Here is an 18,406-nt window from a genome sequence, read left to right as displayed (position 1 = left end):
CAGCCGTCCGCCCAAACGGTGATCTTGCCGCCGCCGTGGCGTGACCGTCCGGTCATCTGCGGCGGCGATGGCCGGGGTGAAGCCCGGTATGTGCGCCGAGTAACCGGGTTCGCCAGCGCTGTCCGAATAAAGAGGACGGTTCTCATGTTAACTGGTGCATAGCCATGACCTCTCACGTATCCATATGCGGATCTGTTCATCCCTTTTCCTCGAGTGCCCGGAGAATTAACAGCAGCGCCGTATTAATTCATCGATAAGAAATGGGAATACTCGCCGTTAACAAAATGCCGGACGTGCCATCACTGCTGTTCTTCGACCGGTCCGGCGCGTGCCATGGCACGTACTGTTCGGTCGCCTAATAGACCCATTGGTACTTTTCCTTCCACGGTCACTACGACATCCCACTCGGCGACCTCGCATCCGCGAATCGTCATCCGCATCCGACGCGCGATCTCACCTCCCTCGGTGCACGCCTGCGCCGCTCCGTGGGCCAGGGCGCCGGCCGCCGCCAAGGCCGCGAGATCAGCGGCTGCCTGCGCCCGATGGCGCGCCACCACCCCGGCGCCCACCTGACCCACCAGCATCGTCAGCACCAGCAGACCGGCCAGTGCCAGCGCGGCGAATACGGTCGCGACGCCCGCCTCACCCCGCATCCGAGTGGACCTGTTCGTATCGTCACCGGCCGCGCCGAGACACCCAGGCCGAGGCATGAGCGCAATGCCACGCCCCGCGGTCCGGGCCGAGCTCCGTTCCGCACCGCGCGGGCCACGACCAGTGCGCGCTCGGCACCGCGCCGGACCAAGCAGCGGGCGTCGTGATACCGACGCGGGCGGCGAGCGATCAAGCCCGACCGGCCGGTCACCCCGTGGCCGCGGGCCGGGCCGCGAGGTCCGCTGCCGGCACGGGCCGCGGCGTAGCATTCGCCCGGCCCGGGGTTGACGATCGCTCACAGTTCCGCACCCGGTTCGGGCGTTGCGACGGCTTCCGCACGCAGTTCCAGGAGCGGCAGTAGTGGCGTCCCGGCGGTGACTGTGGCCAGAATCCGCGTTCCCTCCCGGCGCACCGAGATCTCTGCGCCGGGTGGGGCAATGGCGCGAGCGGCGGGAACGGCGTTGGCGGCGTCACCGCGGGCGGTGAGGCGGGCGGCCTCGCGGGCGGCGTCGACGCAGCGGACCTGGGTCGAGGCTGCCAGTAGCGCACCGATGCACGCGACGACCGCCACGACTATCGCCGCCACAGCGATCGCCGCCTCGACGGTGACGGCGCCGGTGTCGTCCACGAGAAGCGGTGCGCCCCAACGCCGCCCGCCCCGCGCTAGACGTTCGTGTCGAGCGCGCGGTCGATGATCTTGGTCAGCGCGTCCACGATGCTGTCGCCCGTCACCACCGCGTACAGCACGGCTCCGAAGGCCGCGGCGGCGATCGTGCCGATGGCGTATTCCGCGGTACTCATCCCGCTGTCGTCGGCCATCAGGTGCCACAGCCGGGTCCGCACCGACGCGCTCCATGAGCGCATCCGGTGCGTCCCGGTCGAGCACGCGCCGTGCATACCGTGCCGCGCCGCCCTCTCGATGGGCATCTTGTTCCCCTCTCCTGCGAGCCCACGCGGCGAGTCCGCGTGGGAACGTCTCCGTTGCCGAGCCCGCCGGCGCTGTCACAGCAGGCCGCCACCGAGCACCCGGCCGGCGAGCCCGATGATCACCGGGACGATGCCGAGGCAGATGAATGCGGGCAGGAAGCACAGCCCGAGCGGCCCGCCGATCAGCACACCGGCGCGTTCGGCCCGCGCGGCGGCCGCATCCTGGACCGCGCCGCGGCGCTGCTCGGCCAGTTCCCCCACCGCCACCGCGAGCGAGGAACCGGAACGGGCCGACCGCCGCGCGAGTCGCGCCAGAGCTTCGATCTCCCCTGACCCATCGGTCGCCTCCCGCGCCGCTCGCTCCCAGGCAGCGGCCGCATCGGCTCCGAGTGCCAGCAGATCGGCGGCCCGGCGCAGCGGCCCGGCCAGCGCCGGTGGTGCACCCGGAACCACGGCGTAGACCGCCGAGTCGATGGGCATGCCCGCGCGCAGGCAGGCGGCCAAGAGGTCGAAGACCGAGGCGGCCGCCAAAGGGTCGATTCCTCGCCGTCGCCGCGCGCGCGTGAACCCGCGGCCGGCCGAGGGCTTCTCGGCCGAGTTCAGCCGACGCGTCACTACCAACCGCCCCGGTAAGAGCAGCATCGCGACAGCCAGCAGCATCGCGGCGACCGCGGCCGGCGATCCCATCGGTTTCCTCCTGGTACACAGCATGATCCGGATGGTTCACAGCAGCACCCTTCGTGTGATCTCGTCCGACCACAGCAAGCCGGCGCAGGCCAGGGCGGTGCCGAGCGGGAGCAGAATCGCGCCGGCGGGAGCGCTGAACAGCACCTCCAGTGGCGCGGCGCCCATGAGCTGGCCGAGTCCGATGCCGAGCAGCGGCAGCCCGGCCAGGACCGTCGCCGTCGCCCTGGCACCGGCCAGTGCGGCGGTCGTGCGGCCTCGGAAGCGGATACGGCCGATCAGGTCGATGCGTGCGGCGCCGAGCAGCTCTGCCAGGGCGAGACCGTGGTGTTCGGCGACGCGCCAGGCCTCCGCGACGCGGTCGAGCTCGGCCGCGATCACCGATTCCGGTCGGCACAGCCCGTCCGCGCCGGATCCGCCGAGCCTGCTGCGGGCGGCGCCGACCGCGAACACTTGCGCGGCAATGCCTTTCGCATCACCGGCGGCCGTCTCCGCGGCGACGCTCGGATGCGCACCCACTCGCAGCTCGCCGATCACCGACTCCAGTGCGTCGAGCAGATAGCCGCATTCAGCGGCGTGGCGGCGATCTCGCGCGGTCCGCCGCCCACGGAAGATCAGCGTCGCGGCGAGTAGCACCGCCGCTGTCAGCGGACCGATCCCGAGCAGGAAAGCGCACGCGCAAGCCAACGGTGCCGCGAGCCGGACGACGGCGCCGCGATGCCTTTTCGGGCGCTTCCGTCCCGCGCCGAACAGGTCACGGAACCGCCGCTGCGACATCGCTGGCGGCGCCAGCAGCAGCGCGAACACCAGGCACACCAGCGCACCGATCATCGCCCGAGCCGTTCGTTCAGCAGCTGCCGTAGCTGGCCGGCCGCCGGCGTCGGGGCAGTGTCCGCGCGCCAGGACGCACTGATGCGGACATGGCCGGTGTCGTCGCGGTGGACCAGTCCGATTTCCTGGAGGCCGCGGCTGCCGTCTGCTCTGCGGTGCACGTGCAGGATCACCTGGACCGCGGCGGCGAGCTGACTGTGCAGGGCGGCTCGGTCCATACCGCCGAGCGCCGCCAGCGCTTCCAGCCGCGCGGGCACTTCGCCCGGTGCGTTGGCGTGCACAGTGCCGGCTCCACCGTCGTGTCCGGTATTCAGGGCAGTGAGCAGGTCGACGACCTCGGCGCCGCGCACCTCGCCCACCACGATCCGGTCGGGCCGCATGCGCAGGGCTTGGCGCACGAGTTCGCGCACCGTCACCTGGCCGACGCCCTCGACATTGGCGGTGCGGGCCACCAGCCGCACCACATGCGGATGTGGCGGGGCGAGCTCGGCGGCGTCCTCGACGCAGATGATGCGTTCGGCCCTGTCGACCGTGGCCAGCAGTCCGGACAGCAGCGTGGTCTTACCCGCGCCCGTGCCACCGACCACGAGGAACGCCAGCCGGGCCGCGACGATCCGCTCCAACAGCGTCTTCGCCTCACCGGGGACGGCCCCCATCGCGACCAGCGCGTCCAAGCCCTGTGTCGCCGGGCGCAGGACCCGAAGCGACAGGCAGGTGCCACCGTGCGCCACCGGAGCCAGTACCGCATGCAACCGCACCCCGAACGATTCGCCCAGTACCGCGTCTCGGCCGGGCAGGGTGGCATCCACCCACGGTTGGGCATCATCGAGGCGCCGGCCCGCGGCCGAGGCCAGTCGTTGCGCCAGTCTGCGTACCGCGGCCTCGTCGACGAAGCCGATCGACGTCTTCTCGATCCCGCGGCCCCGGTCGATCCAGACCTCGTCGGGCGCGGTGACCAGCACATCGGCGACGTCGCTGTCGTGCAGCAGCGGCTCGAGCACGCCCGCACCGGTCAGTTCGGTCTGTAGCAGTCGCAGCGCACGCAGCAGATCGGTATCGCCGAGCACCCCACCGGCTTCGACCCGGATCGCGGCAGCGACCTCGGCCGGGTCTGGATCTCCGGCCGCTCCCGCCAAACGCTCGCGCACCCGGTCCAGCAGCTCCGCTGTCACCAGCGCTCCCATCGCTCCCCCTTCGACCATTCGAATCGACACCGCAGCGGCGATCGCCGCACGACCCGCCGAGACAGGGAATCGGCGGCCCCACAATTCATGTCGCCGGCTCCCCTGGTACGCCGAGCACCATGAGCACGGCGTCGGCGGCCTCCCGCAGCGGCCCCCGTCCGACCGAGAGCCCGCCCCGCTCGAGTCGCGCGGGCAGCCCGGGCTGAGCGCGTACCGCCGCCAGCAGCGGCAGGTCGAGCACCTCGGCGATCTCCGGTCCACGCAGGCCGCCGGGCGCGGGCCCGCGAACGATGAGGCCACGGTTCGGATTTCGCCGGCCGATGTGCGCCGATACCGCTTCCGCGGCGGCGACCCCGCGCACACCGGCCGTGACGACGAGGACCACCAGATCGGCCGCGTCGAGGACCTGTTCGGCATGTGAGGATCGCTCGGCGGAGAGATCGCAGACGACGAGATCGCCTGCGGCCCGGCCCGCTTCGATGACGGCGTGCATCGCGGCGCTGCCGATCACCGAGCGGGCGCTGCCGCCGCGGCCACAGGACAGCACCGCCAGGCCGGGGGCCGCCGACGGTAGTGCGCCGTGCAGGGCGGCGGCCGATATCCGGCCGTCTTCGACGATGAGGTCGGGCCAGCGCAGTCCAGGAGCTTTCTCGATGCCGAGCAACATGTCGAGTCCGCCGCCGAGCGGTGCGCCGTCGACCAGCAGGGTGTTGCGGCGAAAGCCGGTGCGCGCCGAGCGCAGCGCCAGCGCCGCCGACAGCACCGAGGCACCCGCTCCGCCGCATGCGCCGGTGACGGCGACCACTACCCCGCCGCCGGCGCGGTGTTCTCCGCGTTCGGCGAACGTCTCGATGAGCCCGACCGCGGCGCCAGGTAGCGCGATGACGCGTTCGGCGCCGATGGCTGCCGCCGCTTGCCAGTCGAGGAGCTGCGGCTCACCGTCGGTGACGGTGACGACGCCGCCACGCCGTAGATAGCCGGCTTCCGCGCATGCCACCGCGGCCGGGGTGTCGAGGATCACCAGCGGTGCGCCGGCCCACGCGTGCCTGCCGACCGGCATAGTGCGTTCTTCGACCTGGCGTTCCGCGGCGGCCGCGACGCGCCTGACCTCTTCGCGTAGTCCTGGGGTGCCGATGATCGCCAGCGCCGGTGCCGCCGGCAGCTGATCGGTCGCTTCGAAGTCCATGCAGGTCAGCGTCGCGGACCGGGACGGCGCAGAACAGGGCCGTTTCCCGGAATGTGGATAACTCGCCTGCTGTGGACAACTTCGGAAATCAACTGGTCAGCGCCGTACCGGGCACCATGAGAAATCGACCTGTCCGGAAATAGAGGACGGCCCCAGCCGGGGGGGGAGGAGGCTGGGGCCGTCGGGTTCAGCCCCGGGGGGTCGGGCTGAACGCGCCTGGAACATGTCCAGGTGCCAGCAATACTACACCCAAGGTCCGGCGCAAGCGCAAGTCCAATGTTGAAGAAGTTTCGCCGGGACCCATCGCCCTCCGGCGGGCGCACCGGACCACCCACGGCAGCGCCTATCCTTGACCCCGTGACGGCCAACGGCGAGCAGACCGGACATCCGCACCACGGCAGCGAGCGGGCCGGTCGGGTGGCGGCATTCTTCGACCTCGACAAGACCGTGATCGCGAAGTCGAGCACCTACGTGTTCAGCAAACCGTTCTTCGCGCAGGGCCTGTTGAATCGGCGGGCGGTACTGGAGAGCAGCTACGCGCATTTCATGTTCCTGCTCTCCGGCGCCGACCACGATCAGATGGAGCGGATGCGCGCCCACCTGACCAGCATGTGCGCCGGGTGGGATGTCGAGCAGGTGAAATCCATTGTGGCCGAGACGTTGCACGAGCTGGTCGACCCGCTGGTCTACGCCGAGGCAGCCGATCTGATCGCCGATCACAAGATCCGCGGCCACGATGTGGTGATCGTGTCCGCCTCCGGCGAGGAGATCGTCGCGCCGATCGCCGAAGCACTCGGCGCCGATCACACGGCCGCCACCAGAATGGTCGTGCAGGACGGTAAGTACACCGGCGAGGTGGAGTTCTACTGCTACGGCGAAGGCAAGGTCACCGCGATCGAAAAGCTCGCCGCCGCCGAGGGTTACGACCTGTCGCGGTGTTATGCGTATTCGGATTCGATCACCGATCTGCCGCTGCTCTCGGCGGTCGGCCACCCGACGGCGGTGAACCCCGATCGCGCCCTGCGGCGCGAGGCGGTGGCGAGGAGCTGGCCGATCCTGACCTTCTCCAACCCGGTGTCGCTGTGGTCGCGGTTCCAGGCACCGTCCTCCACCACGGTGGCGGCAACGGCGGCGGTGGGAGTGAGCGCGGTGCTCGCGGGTGCGATCAGTTACCGGCTGCTGCGCCGGCGCCGCTGACGAACCCCTCCCAACCGGGTACACCCGAGCCCCACGGCCGGCGCCGGGCAGGCCGGTCGGTACGCCCGTACAAGATCGCGAACTGTGCCGCGACCAGGGATTCAACCACGAAACACCGGGAGACACGCCGATAATTCGATGTTTTCCGACCCCTTGCTGTGAGTGCGCTCACAGTGTAAAAATGAAGGCACGGAAGGACGGAAGGCCAGGACGGAGTCGGAAGAGAAGGCTCAGCCCCCCATCCCACCCTTCCCAGCACGGACGCCAGGCACCCACGCGGAGCGCGCCGCGACAAGGGCAAAAGCGTTGTGGGCCTGCGACATTCGAGCTGCCGACGGCGAGCGCCTCGCATAATTGCGGGGATGAGCCGCGGTGGATTCGGATCACTCGCCGAGGCCGAAGAACACAACCCACTCAGCACGCTTGGTAACCGGGTTGTCCGTGCTAGCGGGCGGTGAGGTCGGTGACGACAACGCCGCCCGCTTCGATATGTCCGGACCTATCCCTACAGACCCGATATAGCTCCCCCTAACCAGAGGCGGCGTCGGCGATCGACGTCGCCTCTCGTGCGCCATCCTCCAGCGCACCGCAGCACAGGATCACCCAGCTGCCGACTCCCTCGGGAGTGCCCGTCCCGAACGCCGCGGCCGCATCCAGATAGGCCTGCCGCCTGCGCAGCCAGAACACCTCGGGCACCCCGAGGCTGTGCGGGTCCAGGCCGCTCGATACCGCGACGAGCCGAGACGCCGCCCGCGCGACGATCCCGTCGGCGGTGCCGAACGGCTTCAGGGTCAGCAGCTCGCCGTGCACCACGGCCGCGATCACCGGGGCGGGCGCCGACGATCCGAGCACGGTCTGGGCGAGCAGGTCCAGTCGCTGCGCTACCCCGCCGTCACCGCGCGGCCTGCCGAGTTCGGCCTCATCGGCGACCAGATCGGCGGCGGCGAGCAGATGGAGCCGGGCCAGGGCTTGGAGCGGAGCGCGCTGCCAGGTGCCGACGAGATTGCGCAGCGCGTCCCCGTCCAGGGCCTGCCCGACCCGCAGCGAGCCGGCCAGAATCGGATCGCTGACGTTGCCGTCGGCGGGCAGTTCGACGCTTCCACCGTCGATGGCGGCCGACGAACGCGCGGCACGCACCGCCGCCTCGGCCGCCGTCGTCGGCCAGCCGCGACGGTTGCTCTTGTGCCGGTGGACCTCGGCGAGCGCATCGCGGGCCTTGTCGGCGGCGGCGCGCACACCGGGCAGATCGACGAGGGGCTGCAGCGGATCGGTCACGATTGATGAGGCTACTGGCGTGTACTCGGTCAGCTCACCAGTAGGTCCCGCCCCGGAATGGCGTCGAGCAAGCGGCGGGTGTAGTCCTCGCGCGGGTTGTCGAACACCTCGTCGGTCGGCGCGGCCTCGACCACTCGGCCCGCACGCATCACCAGGACCTCGTCGGCGATCTGCCGGACGACGGCCAGATCATGGGTGATGAACAGATACGACAAGCCGAGTTCGGCTTGCAGGTCGCTGAGCAGCTCCAGGATTTGGGCCTGGACCAGCACGTCGAGCGCGGAGACCGCCTCATCGCAGACCAGGAGTTCGGGCGAGAGGGCAAGGGCGCGGGCGATGGCGACGCGCTGGCGTTGACCGCCGGACAGCTCGTTCGGGTATCGCGACAGCACATCCGCCGGTAGCGCCACTTTGTCGAGCAGGTCGCGCACAGTGGCGTCTCGTTCGGCGCGACGACCGATGCCGTGGGTGCGCAGCGGCTCGGTCAGGGTGCGATGGATCGAGTACATGGGGTCGAGCGAGCCATAGGGATTCTGGAAGATCGGCTGCACCCTGCGCCGGAACGCCAAGGGTGATTTCCGGCTCAGCTCGGCCACGTCGGCACCGTCGAAGGTCACCGTTCCCGACGTCGGCTCCAGCAACCCGAGCACCATCTGGGCGACCGTGGACTTGCCCGACCCGGATTCGCCGACGATGGCCGTAGTGGTTCCGCGCCGCATCCGGAAGCCGACGTCGTCGACGGCGAGCAGTTCGGTCGACTTCCACGGCACCGATCCTCTGATCCGGTACCGCTTCGTGAGTCCGTCGACGACCAGGATGTCCTCGGCGGCAACGGTATCCACGTCGCGGGCACCTTCCTCGGCCACCTCGATCGCCTGACGCCGCACCTGTGCGCGTGCTACCCGCACCGAGCGCCGCCGGGCGGCCAGCGACGGCGCCGAGTCGACCAGGCGACGGGTGTACTCGTGCTGTGGATCGCGCAGGATCTCCAGCGCCGGACCGGATTCCACCACCCGGCCGCGATACATCACCACCAGATGTTCGGCCCGTTCGGCGGCAAGGCCGAGGTCGTGGGTGATCAACAGCATCGCAGTGCCCAACTGCGCGGTGAGTTCGCCGATGTGATCGAGGATCTGCCGCTGCACGGTGACGTCCAGGGCGGAGGTCGGTTCGTCGGCGATCAGCAGATCCGGGCGCCCGGACAGCCCGATCGCGATCAAGGCCCGCTGGCGCAGGCCGCCGGACAGCTCGTGCGGGTACTGGTTCATTCGGTGTTCCGGGTCGGGGATGCCCGCCTCACGCAGTAACTCGGCGGCCTGCACACGCGCCTGTTTGCCACGCGCGATCCCATTGGCGGCCAGGGTTTCACCGATCTGGAAGCCGATCTTCCACACCGGGTTCAGATTCGACATCGGGTCCTGCGGAACGAACCCGATACCGTTGCCGCGCACCCCGATCAACTCCGATTCCGGTGCCGCCGCCAGGTCACGGCCGGCGAAGCGGATCTCACCGGACACCACTCGACCGCCGCTGGGCAGCAGCCCGATCACCGCATGGGCGGTGGTCGACTTGCCGGAGCCGGATTCCCCGACGATCGCCACGGTCTGGCCGGGGTAAACCGTCAGATCGACACCACGGACGGCATCGACCCGATCGTCTCCCGAGCCGAAAGCGACGTGCAGATCGCGGATCTCGAGCAGCGGCGCGGCCGGTTCGCCGGTTGCCTGCGCGGCGTTCATGCTCGCCTCCTGCGGGATTTCGGATCGAGGGCATCGCTGAGCGCGTCGCCGAGCATGATGAAGCTGAGCACGGTCAGCGCGAGTGCCGTCGCGGGATAGAACAGGATCAGCGAACCACCGCGCAACTGCTGCTGCCCGGTCGCGATATCGGCGCCCCAGGACACCTCGGTCGGCGGCAGGCCGACCCCGAGGAACGACAGCGTGGCCTCGGTGACGATGAATACGCCCAGCCAGATGGTGGTCACCACGATGACCGGCCCGAGTGAATTCGGCACCACATGCCGCAGCAGGATCCGGAACCGCGACACCCCCAAGGCCCGCGCCGCCAGCACGTATTCGCTGTTCTTGGCCGCGATCACCGCCCCGCGCGCGATCCGCGCCACCTGCGGCCAGGTGAATCCGGCCAGGATGACGACCACCAGCGCGATCGTCCGGCGCTCCGACAGCTGCATGACGACGATGGCGGCGAGCATCAGTGGAACCGCGTACACGATCTCGGCGACCCTGGAGATGATCGAGTCGAGCAGCCCGCCGTAGAAGCCGGCCAGCGCACCGAGCGTCGCCCCGATCGCGACGAACAGCAGCGCCGCGCCGACCCCGGTCAGCACCGATGCGCGCGCCCCGTAGACGGTGCGGGCGTAGATGTCGCAGCCTTGCAGATCGAACCCGAACCAATGCTGTGAACTGGGCGGGAGCAGACTGTTGTCGACTACGCAGTAGCGCGGGTCCTGGTCGGTGAACAGGCCGGGGAACAGGGCAAGCAGCAGCACCAGCACGATCATCGCGACCGATACCAGGAACAGCGGATTGCGGCGCAGCCCGCGCCAGGCTTCACCCCAGAATCCGCGCGGTGTTCCTGCCACCCGCACCCGGTCGACGGCATCGACCTCGATCTCGTCGGCCGGCGCGACCCAGCGCTGCTGTCCGGGGCGGGCCCGAGCACGCTCGTCGGACATGCTCACACTCCCTTCTCACGCATAGCGGATCCGTGGGTCGAGCGCCGCGTACAGCAGGTCGACGATCAGGTTGGCCAGCAGGAACACCACGATCAGCACGGTCACGAAGGAGACCACCGTCGGCGCCTCGCCGCGTACCACCGCCTGGTAGAGGGTGCCGCCGACGCCGGGGATATTGAAGATGCCCTCGGTGACGATGGCCCCGCCCATCAGCGCACCCAGATCGGCACCGATGAAGGTGACCACCGGGATCAGCGAATTGCGCAGGATGTGCACCACCACGACCCGGCGCCGCGGCAATCCCTTCGCGGTGGCGGTTCGCACGTAGTCGGCGTCCCGGTTCTCCACCACCGAGCTGCGGGTCAGGCGCAGTACGTAGGCGAACGACAGTGCGCCGAGCACCATCGCGGGCACGATCAGCCGCGCGAAACTCGCGTCGGCGCCGACGGTCACCGGCGCGATACCCCATTCGATGCCGAACAGATACTGGGCGAGGAACGCGAGCACGAACACCGGCACCGCGATCACGATCAGGCTGGCGACCAGCATCGTCGAATCGAACAGCCTGCCCTTGCGCAGTCCGGCGATGACGCCGAAGAACACGCCGAACACCGTCTCGAACAGCACCGCGAGCAGCGCCAGCCGGAAGGTGATCGGGAAGGCGCGCGCGAGTTCTTCGCGCACCGGGCGGCCGGAGAAGGAGGTGCCGAGGTCGAAGGTGAAGATGCCCTTCAGGTAGTACAGATACTGCACGATGAACGGCCGGTCCAGGTGGTAGCGGGCCTGCAGCTGGGCTTCCAGGGCCGGGGTCAGCGTGCGGTCACCGGCAAGGGCGGCCACAGACCCGCCGGAGACCTTGAAGATCAGGAAGTAGATGAGCAGCGTGGCACCGAAGAACACCGGGATCATCTGCACCAGCCGCCGCACGATGTACCAGGCCATACGCTCTCCTCACTCTCCGGCGGCTCAGCGCAGCTCGATGTTCTCGAAGTCGGCCAGGCCGTTCCAGGCGAAGGCGACATTGCGGACCCGCTCGGAATAGCCCGCGGAGTTGACGTAGTCGAAGACCGGGATGGTCGGCAGGTCACGCAGCAGCACCGTCTGCGCCTCGGCGACCAGTTCCCAGGACCGTTCCTCGGTCGGCGCGGCCTCCGCGGCGGCGATCAACGCGTCGAATTCCGGGTTGCGGTAATCGAAATCGTTGGTGGCCGAGTTGCTCAGGAACCCGGGTTCCAGGAACTGCAACATGGTCGGGTAATCGCCCTGCCAGCCGGACCGGAACGCCTTGCCGACGGTCCGGCTGGTGACCTGATCGCGCAGCTGTTTGAAGGTCGGCAGGGCGGCGCCGACCGCTTCGATGCCGAGGGTGTTCTTGATGCTGTTGGCGACCGCGTCGACCCAGGCCTGATGGCCCCCGTCGGCGTTGTAGGCGATCTCGAAACGTCCACTCCACGGCGAGATCTCGTTCGCTTGCGCCCACAGCTCGCGGGCCCGTTCCGGGTTGTAGTCGAGGACCTCGGAGCCGGGCAGATCCGGGTTGTAGCCCGGCAGCACTCGTGAGGTGTAGTCGCGTGCCGGCGTGCGGGTGCCGCGAAAGATCTTGTCGCCGATGCTTTCCCGCTGGATCGCCATGGAGATGGCGTGCCTGCGCAATCTGCCCTCCTCGCCGTCGAAATGCGGCAGGCCGGGCTGTGTGCCGATCCACTGGTTCTGCGCGGTGGGCGCGGACACGGCGCGCTCGCCCAGATCGTCGTCGGCGACGGTGAGCGCGCTGGGCGGGACGGTGTCGAGCACGTCGAGATTGCCGGCAAGCAGATCCGAATAGGCGGCGTCGAAATTGGAGTAGAACACGAAGGTCAGGCCCTTGTTCTTGGCCGGACGCCCGCCCCGGTAGGTCTCGTTGGGCACCAGGTCCAGCTTCACATCGTGCTGCCAGGCGTCACCGTCGGCGAAGCGATACGGGCCGTTGCCGATCGGGCGCTGACCGAACGCCTCGATATCCTCGAACGCCACCTCGGGCAGCGGATAGAACGGCGCGTACGCCAGGCGGGTACGGAAGTCGATGGTCGGCGCCTTCAGATCGACGGTGAAGGTGAGCTCGTCGAGCACCCGCAACCCCGACATCGTCTGCGCGCGAGGCGGATCAGCCTGCACATCGTCGAAGCCGACGATCGGCTCGTAGGTGTAGCTCTGCAACTGCGCATTGGTGATCAGCGCGCCGAAATTCCACGCGTCGACAAACGAGTGCGCGGTCACCGGCGAGCCGTCGCTGAAGGTCCAGCCTGGTGTCAACCGGATCAGATAGTGCTGCTGGTCGGCGGTCTCGATGGACTGGGCGACCTCGTCGTGTAGGCGGCCGTTCGCGTCGATGCGGCGCAGCCCGGCGAAGAGCCGGTCCACGATCCGGCCGCCGCCGTTCTCGTTGGTATTCGACGGAACCAGCGGATTCTGCGGTTCGCTGCCGTTGACCGCGATGGAATCACCCAGCGCCGGCGTGATGGTGCAGGCGGGCACCGTCGCTGCGCACAGCAGGGCGAGCACCAACGTCGCGAACCAGGCCGGAATCCGCATCTGCACCCCCGGAATCATCGTCGTCTGACGGTTCGGCCGCGGCGGTTTCGGGTCGACGCGGTCGAACCGGCCGTGCGCGGAGCCCCGCCCGCCGATCAGAAGCCGACGATAACCAGCGCGGCACAGATTTGTCAGGCGACCGGGCCGCAATCGTGCCGCCGAATCGGTGCCCACCCGATGGACAGGGTGGCAGCGGCGTGGGTCACAGTTGACTACTGTCGAAACCGGCCGCATGCGCAGGTGATGTGAAGGAAGTGACGAGATGACCGAAACCACCGCCGATCACCAGGACTCGTACCCGCCCAGCGCGGCATTCGCCGCCGCCGCGAACGCCGACGCCGAGATCTACCGCCGCGCCGAAGCCGATCGCGAGGGTTTCTGGGCCGAGCAGGCGCAGCGCCTGCACTGGCATGAGCCGTGGAGCCAGGTACTGGACTGGTCGGACGCTCCGGTCGCGAAATGGTTCGCCGACGGCAAGCTCAATGTCGCCTACAACTGCGTCGACCGGCACGTGCGCGACGGCCACGGCGACCAGATCGCCATCCACTGGGAAGGCGAGCCGGGCGATTCCCGCGCCATCACCTACAACGACCTGCTCGCCGAGGTCAGCCGGGCGGCGAACTACCTGACCGAACTGGGTCTGGAGACCGGCGATCGGGTCGCCATCTATATGCCGATGATCCCCGAGGCCATCGTGTCGATGCTGGCCTGCGCGCGGCTCGGGCTCACCCATTCGGTGGTCTTCGCCGGGTTCTCCCCCTCGGCGCTGCGCCAGCGCGTCGACGACGCGCGCGCCCGGCTGATCATCACCACCGACGGCCAGTGGCGGCGCGGCAAGCCCGCGCCGCTGAAGGAGGCGGTGGACGAGGCGCTCTACGCCAAGGGCGATGTCCCGCACAGCGTCGAACATGTGCTCGTGGTGCGGCGCACCAATGTCGAGGTGCCGTGGACCGAGGGCCGCGATCTGTGGTGGCACGAGACCGTCGCGAACGCCTCCCCCGAACACGAAGCCGAGGCCTTCGACGCCGAACACCCGCTGTTCATCCTCTACACCTCCGGCACCACCGGAAAACCCAAGGGCATCCTGCACACCTCCGGCGGCTACCTCACCCAGACCGCCTACACCCACCACTACGTCTTCGACCACAAACCCGGCGCCGACGTCTACTGGTGCACCGCCGACATCGGCTGGGTCACCGGCCACAGCTACATCGTCTACGGCCCCCTCGCCAACCGCGCCACCCAGGTCGCCTACGAAGGCACACCGAACTTCCCCGATGAGCACCGGCACTGGCAGATCATCGAAAAGTACGGCGTCACCATCTATTACACGGCGCCCACGCTCATCCGCACGTTCATGAAGTGGGGTCGCGAGATCCCCGACGCCCACGATCTGTCCTCGATCCGGGTGCTCGGCTCGGTCGGCGAACCGATCAACCCGGAAGCGTGGCGGTGGTACCGCGACGTCATCGGCTCCGGCAGCGCACCCATCGTGGACACCTGGTGGCAGACCGAGACCGGGTCGATCATGATCTCCCCGCTGCCCGGCGTCACCGCCGCCAAACCCGGTGCCGCCATGACCCCGCTGCCCGGCATCTCGGCGAAAGTCGTCGACGAAGAGGGCAATATCGTCCGCCCGGCCGGCGATTCGGCCGTCGTCGGCTACCTCGTGCTCGACCAGCCGTGGCCGTCCATGCTGCGCGGCATCTGGGGCGATATGGAGCGCTACCAGGCCACCTATTGGCAGCGCTACGCCGAGCAGGGCTGGTATTTCGCCGGTGACGGGGCCAAACTCGACGCCGACGGCGACCTGTGGGTGCTCGGCCGCGTCGACGACGTCATGAACGTCTCCGGCCACCGCATCTCCACCGCCGAGGTGGAATCGGCCCTGGTCGGTCACGCCGGCGTGGCCGAAGCCGCCGTGGTCGGCGCCAGCGACGAGACCACCGGGCAGGGCATCGTGGCGTTCGTCATCCTCACCGCCGAAGCCACCGACACCGGCGCCGAACTGGTGAACGAACTCAAGGCAGAGGTGGCACGGGAGATCAGCCCGATCGCACGGCCACGCGAGATCCATGTGGTGCCGGAGCTGCCCAAGACCCGCAGCGGCAAGATCATGCGCCGACTGCTGCGCGACGTCGCCGAGGGCCGCGAACTCGGCGATACCTCGACGCTCGTCGACCCGAACGTCTTCGAAGCGATCCGGGCCTCGCGCGCCTGAGCCGAACCGGCGGATTTCCGGCAGGGGCGGCAGGTTACGCCCGGTGGATTCGATTGTCACCGGGTGTAACCGTTAGAATTGCGTAAGGTGTGCCGGGAAGTCTGGTCGGCGCGTGGTCGTGTACGTCGAATCCCTCGCGGTTCGCCGCGCGTCTGCGGTCCCTGACCGACCCGACGAGAGGTTTCCCGTGATCACAGCGGCGCGCTCGGAGCTGTCCAGGTATCTGCGCACCGAAACCGTCGGCGGCTCATTGCTTCTCATCGCGGCCGCGGTGGCGTTGCTGTGGGTGAACTCGCCGTGGGGCGCCGGCTACGAAACGATGACCGATGCGGTGCTGCCGATTCCACCGCTGCATCTGGAACTCACGCTGGCCGACTGGACCAAGGACGGGCTGCTCGCGGTCTTCTTCTTCGTCGCGGGGCTCGAGCTCAAACGCGAACTCGTGGTCGGCGAGCTGGCCGACCGCAAGCGGGCCGCACTGCCGATCATCGCCGCCGTCGGCGGCGTGATCACACCGGCGATCATCGCCTACGTCATCGGATACGGCGTACCCGGCATGGACCGCGGCTGGGCCATCCCGGTCGCCACCGATATCGCGTTCGCGCTGGCGGTATTGGCCATGACCGGTTCCCGGATCCCCGCCAGCGCGCGGGTCTTCCTGCTGAGCCTGGCCGTGGTCGACGACCTGCTCGCCATCATCCTGATCGCAGTGCTGTTCACCGCGGGTCTTTCGCTGCTGTGGCTGCTCGCCGCGCTCGCCTGCTTCGCAGGCTGGTGGCTGGCCCAGCACCGGCGCATCCGCACTCCGCTGGTGTATCTGCCGCTTGCTCTCGTGGCCTGGTACGCGCTCCACGAGGCGGGCGTGCATCCGACGCTGGCCGGCGTCGGGATGGGACTGCTGACGCGAGTCCGCAAAGATCCCGGCGAATCCGAAGCGCCTGCCACCCGATGGGAACACCAGGTCCAGCCGATCTCGGCGGGGCTGTGCGTGCCGCTGTTCGCGCTGTTCGCCTCCGGAGTCCCGTTGAATTCCAGCGTGTTCGGGCAATTGTTCACCGACCGCCTACCGCTGGCCATCATCGCCGGTCTGCTGCTGGGTAAGACCATCGGCATCATGGGCTGGAGCTGGGCGGCCATCCGGCTCGGCGTCGCCAAACGCCCCGCGCACCTCGGTTATCGCGATATGTTCGCCCTGTCGGTGCTCGGCGCGATCGGCTTCACCGTTAGCCTGCTCGTGGCGGAACTCGCGCTGGAGGACGAAACCGCCGTGGAATTGGCCAAGGCAGCGATCTTGGTGACCTCTATGGCAGCCTCACTGGCCGGTTCGGCGCTACTGTTGCGGCGTGGGCGTGTCCACCAGGCGCGGCGGGACGCGCGTGCGCTAGAACGAGAACAATGAAGCCTGGACAGGGAGAAGGGTCGACCAAGTGAGTGTCACACAGGGCGGTAACGGACGCGACGCGCATCGAGACGGCTCTCCGCACGACCCAGGACGCACCGTGACCGCGATCCCTCTGTCCGAGGTCGACCCGACCGCCTCGGCCAGTTTCGGCACCCTGGTGCGCGATGCCACCGAGCAGGTCTCCACGCTGGTGCGCGCCGAGGTCGAACTGGCCAAGGCCGAGGTCACCGGCGAGATCAAGAAGGGCCTGCAGGGCAGCGTCTTCTTCATCGTCGCGCTGACCATCCTGCTGTTCAGCAGCTTCTTCTTCTTTTTCGCGGTCGCGGAAACCCTCGACATCTGGCTGTACCGCTGGGCGGCGTTCTGGATCGTGTTCGCGCTGATGGTGATCGCGACGGCCACCTTCGCCTTCCTCGGCTACCGCAAGGTCAAGAAGCTGCGCGCGCCCGAGAAGACCATCGACTCGCTCAAGCAGACCCGTTCGGTGCTGCCCAGCGGGCTCGGCGCGCACGGCAAGCACGAGCTGACCGCCGACAAGATCGCGATGGACAAGCCCGCCCGCTGAGACACGCCCGGCCCTGGCCTACTACGCTCGGTCGGCGTGGCGTCGAACTTCCTGCCGGACCCGTCCAGCGTCCGTTATGAGGGTCCGTGGACCCATCGCGACGTTCACGCCAATGGCATCCGCTTCCACATCGTGGAGGCCGCGCCGGAACGCACGGACGCGCCGCTGGTGGTGCTGCTGCACGGATTCGCCGACTTCTGGTGGTCGTGGCGGCATCAGCTGACCGGGCTGTCGGAGCTCGGCTACCGCGCCGTCGCGGTGGATCTGCGCGGTTACGGCGACAGCGACAAGCCGCCACGCGGCTACGACGGCTGGACGCTGGCCGGCGATATCGCCGGACTCATCCGCGCGCTCGGCCACACCGAGGCCACCCTGGTCGGACACGCCGACGGTGGCCTGGTGTGCTGGGCGACGGCGGTCATGCATCCTCGCCTGGTGCGGGCGATCGCGGTGATCGGATCCCCGCATCCGGCTGCGCTCAAGAGCGCGATTCTGCGGGATCGGGCCCAGCGCTCGACCTGGCTGCCGAACTTTCTGCGCTATCAGCTACCCAGATACCCCGAACACCTGCTGACCAGGGGTGACGGCGCCGAGATCGAGCGCCTGATGCGCGAGCGGGTGGGTGCGTCCTGGTCCGGGAGCAGCGAATTCACCGACACCGCGCGCCGGATGCGCTCGGCCATCCAGATCCCCGGAGCGGCCCACTGCTCGCTGGAGTATCAGCGCTGGGCCTTCCGTAGCCAATGGCGGCCGGATGGCCGCCGGTTCATGGCGATCATGCGCAAACCCATCGACATTCCGGTGTTGTCGATGCGTGGCGAGCAGGACCGCTACGTGCTCACCACGACGATCCATCGCGGCCATCGGCTCTCCCCCCGACGCACCGTCGTCACCATCCCCGGCGCGGGGCATTTCGCGCATCAGGAGAACCCGGAAGCGGTGACCACCGAGTTGGCGAAACTGCTGGGCTGAGGGCGGACGTGCCCGGCAGCACCGTCGCCGCCGGGCACTACGTCG

17 protein-coding genes are annotated in these 18,406 nt (G+C 68.9%); 5 read left to right on the top strand and 12 right to left on the bottom strand.

Features of this window, described 5'->3' with window-relative positions:
- Window positions 1-299 precede the first annotated feature (299 nt).
- The 7 genes from AC4HOU_RS12545 to ssd form a co-directional block, all read right to left on the bottom strand.
- Window positions 300-653: an Rv3654c family TadE-like protein gene (locus tag AC4HOU_RS12545; RefSeq protein WP_163813675.1), complete on the bottom strand. Its 354-nt coding sequence runs from the start codon at window positions 651-653 to the stop codon at window positions 300-302.
- 293 nt (window positions 654-946) lie between these two features.
- Window positions 947-1,279, bottom strand: a complete 333-nt coding sequence (locus tag AC4HOU_RS12540; RefSeq protein WP_163813676.1) for a TadE family type IV pilus minor pilin — start codon at window positions 1,277-1,279, stop codon at window positions 947-949.
- Window positions 1,280-1,314: 35 nt separating this feature from the next.
- The gene (locus tag AC4HOU_RS12535; RefSeq protein ID WP_195020914.1) at window positions 1,315-1,515 is read right to left on the bottom strand and encodes a DUF4244 domain-containing protein; all 201 of its coding nucleotides are present in this window, start codon (window positions 1,513-1,515) and stop codon (window positions 1,315-1,317) included.
- Between the two features lie 138 nt (window positions 1,516-1,653).
- A complete protein-coding gene (locus AC4HOU_RS12530) occupies window positions 1,654-2,265 on the bottom strand; it encodes a type II secretion system F family protein (RefSeq protein ID WP_195020488.1) in 612 nt (203 codons plus the stop codon).
- A 36-nt stretch (window positions 2,266-2,301) separates the two neighbouring features.
- Entirely contained in the window at window positions 2,302-3,093 is a 792-nt protein-coding gene (locus AC4HOU_RS12525) for a hypothetical protein (protein ID WP_195020487.1), read from the bottom strand.
- Complete coding sequence (locus tag AC4HOU_RS12520) at window positions 3,090-4,277, bottom strand: TadA family conjugal transfer-associated ATPase (protein ID WP_194990792.1); 1,188 nt, start codon at window positions 4,275-4,277, stop codon at window positions 3,090-3,092. Before AC4HOU_RS12520 ends, AC4HOU_RS12525 begins: the two co-directional genes overlap by 4 nt.
- Window positions 4,278-4,362: 85 nt before the next feature.
- Entirely contained in the window at window positions 4,363-5,463 is a 1,101-nt protein-coding gene (ssd, locus tag AC4HOU_RS12515) for a septum site-determining protein Ssd (RefSeq protein ID WP_195020486.1), read from the bottom strand.
- Between the two features lie 357 nt (window positions 5,464-5,820).
- On the opposite strand from ssd, the gene AC4HOU_RS12510 reads away from it, so the two are divergent.
- Window positions 5,821-6,660 (top strand): HAD-IB family hydrolase, encoded by an 840-nt coding sequence (locus AC4HOU_RS12510; RefSeq protein WP_138447688.1) that lies wholly within the window; start codon window positions 5,821-5,823, stop codon window positions 6,658-6,660.
- A 528-nt stretch (window positions 6,661-7,188) separates the two neighbouring features.
- Here the strand turns inward: AC4HOU_RS12510 and AC4HOU_RS12505 are convergent.
- Genes AC4HOU_RS12505 through AC4HOU_RS12485 form a run of 5 tightly spaced genes read right to left on the bottom strand, consistent with a single transcriptional unit; the run spans window position 7,189 to window position 13,201 of the window.
- Window positions 7,189-7,935 (bottom strand): Fic family protein, encoded by a 747-nt coding sequence (locus tag AC4HOU_RS12505; protein ID WP_163813680.1) that lies wholly within the window; start codon window positions 7,933-7,935, stop codon window positions 7,189-7,191.
- Between the two features lie 29 nt (window positions 7,936-7,964).
- The gene (locus AC4HOU_RS12500; protein ID WP_194992232.1) at window positions 7,965-9,674 is read right to left on the bottom strand and encodes an ABC transporter ATP-binding protein; all 1,710 of its coding nucleotides are present in this window, start codon (window positions 9,672-9,674) and stop codon (window positions 7,965-7,967) included.
- A complete protein-coding gene (locus AC4HOU_RS12495; protein ID WP_195020485.1) occupies window positions 9,671-10,630 on the bottom strand; it encodes an ABC transporter permease in 960 nt (319 codons plus the stop codon). The genes AC4HOU_RS12500 and AC4HOU_RS12495 overlap by 4 nt, the downstream gene beginning before the upstream one ends.
- 15 nt (window positions 10,631-10,645) lie before the next feature.
- Window positions 10,646-11,572 carry an ABC transporter permease gene (locus AC4HOU_RS12490; RefSeq protein ID WP_163813683.1) on the bottom strand — a complete coding sequence of 309 codons (927 nt, stop codon included), beginning with the start codon at window positions 11,570-11,572 and terminating at the stop codon, window positions 10,646-10,648.
- 24 nt (window positions 11,573-11,596) lie between these two features.
- The gene (locus AC4HOU_RS12485) at window positions 11,597-13,201 is read right to left on the bottom strand and encodes a peptide ABC transporter substrate-binding protein (RefSeq protein ID WP_490724663.1); all 1,605 of its coding nucleotides are present in this window, start codon (window positions 13,199-13,201) and stop codon (window positions 11,597-11,599) included.
- Between the two features lie 262 nt (window positions 13,202-13,463).
- On the opposite strand from AC4HOU_RS12485, the gene acs reads away from it, so the two are divergent.
- The 4 genes from acs (at window position 13,464) to AC4HOU_RS12465 (ending at window position 18,361) form a co-directional block, all read left to right on the top strand.
- Complete coding sequence (acs, locus tag AC4HOU_RS12480; RefSeq protein ID WP_490724516.1) at window positions 13,464-15,422, top strand: acetate--CoA ligase; 1,959 nt, start codon at window positions 13,464-13,466, stop codon at window positions 15,420-15,422.
- A 187-nt stretch (window positions 15,423-15,609) separates the two neighbouring features.
- Entirely contained in the window at window positions 15,610-16,821 is a 1,212-nt protein-coding gene (gene nhaA / locus AC4HOU_RS12475) for a Na+/H+ antiporter NhaA (RefSeq protein WP_163813685.1), read from the top strand.
- A 28-nt stretch (window positions 16,822-16,849) separates the two neighbouring features.
- Window positions 16,850-17,389: a phage holin family protein gene (locus tag AC4HOU_RS12470; protein WP_036532255.1), complete on the top strand. Its 540-nt coding sequence runs from the start codon at window positions 16,850-16,852 to the stop codon at window positions 17,387-17,389.
- A gap of 36 nt (window positions 17,390-17,425) precedes the next feature.
- On the top strand, window positions 17,426-18,361 hold the full coding sequence (locus tag AC4HOU_RS12465) for an alpha/beta fold hydrolase (RefSeq protein ID WP_163813686.1): 936 nt from the start codon (window positions 17,426-17,428) through the stop codon (window positions 18,359-18,361).
- Window positions 18,362-18,406 lie beyond the last annotated feature (45 nt).

The organism is Nocardia sp. JCM 38205 (assembly GCF_058222935.1).
This window is presented reverse-complemented; position numbering and strand designations above follow the sequence as displayed.

What these genes read in the sequence shown, in the direction of transcription:
- AC4HOU_RS12545 (WP_163813675.1), bottom strand. Translation starts at nt 653, where the DNA reads ATGCGGGGTGAGGCGGGCGTCGCGACCGTATTCGCCGCGCTGGCACTG.
- AC4HOU_RS12535 (WP_195020914.1), bottom strand. Translation starts at nt 1,515, where the DNA reads ATGCGCTCATGGAGCGCGTCGGTGCGGACCCGGCTGTGGCACCTGATG.
- AC4HOU_RS12530 (WP_195020488.1), bottom strand. Translation starts at nt 2,265, where the DNA reads ATGGGATCGCCGGCCGCGGTCGCCGCGATGCTGCTGGCTGTCGCGATG.
- AC4HOU_RS12525 (WP_195020487.1), bottom strand. Translation starts at nt 3,093, where the DNA reads ATGATCGGTGCGCTGGTGTGCCTGGTGTTCGCGCTGCTGCTGGCGCCG.
- AC4HOU_RS12520 (WP_194990792.1), bottom strand. Translation starts at nt 4,277, where the DNA reads ATGGGAGCGCTGGTGACAGCGGAGCTGCTGGACCGGGTGCGCGAGCGT.
- ssd (WP_195020486.1), bottom strand. Translation starts at nt 5,463, where the DNA reads ATGGACTTCGAAGCGACCGATCAGCTGCCGGCGGCACCGGCGCTGGCG.
- AC4HOU_RS12500 (WP_194992232.1), bottom strand. Translation starts at nt 9,674, where the DNA reads ATGAACGCCGCGCAGGCAACCGGCGAACCGGCCGCGCCGCTGCTCGAG.
- AC4HOU_RS12495 (WP_195020485.1), bottom strand. Translation starts at nt 10,630, where the DNA reads ATGTCCGACGAGCGTGCTCGGGCCCGCCCCGGACAGCAGCGCTGGGTC.
- AC4HOU_RS12490 (WP_163813683.1), bottom strand. Translation starts at nt 11,572, where the DNA reads ATGGCCTGGTACATCGTGCGGCGGCTGGTGCAGATGATCCCGGTGTTC.
- AC4HOU_RS12485 (WP_490724663.1), bottom strand. Translation starts at nt 13,201, where the DNA reads ATGCGGATTCCGGCCTGGTTCGCGACGTTGGTGCTCGCCCTGCTGTGC.
- acs (WP_490724516.1), top strand. Translation starts at nt 13,464, where the DNA reads ATGACCGAAACCACCGCCGATCACCAGGACTCGTACCCGCCCAGCGCG.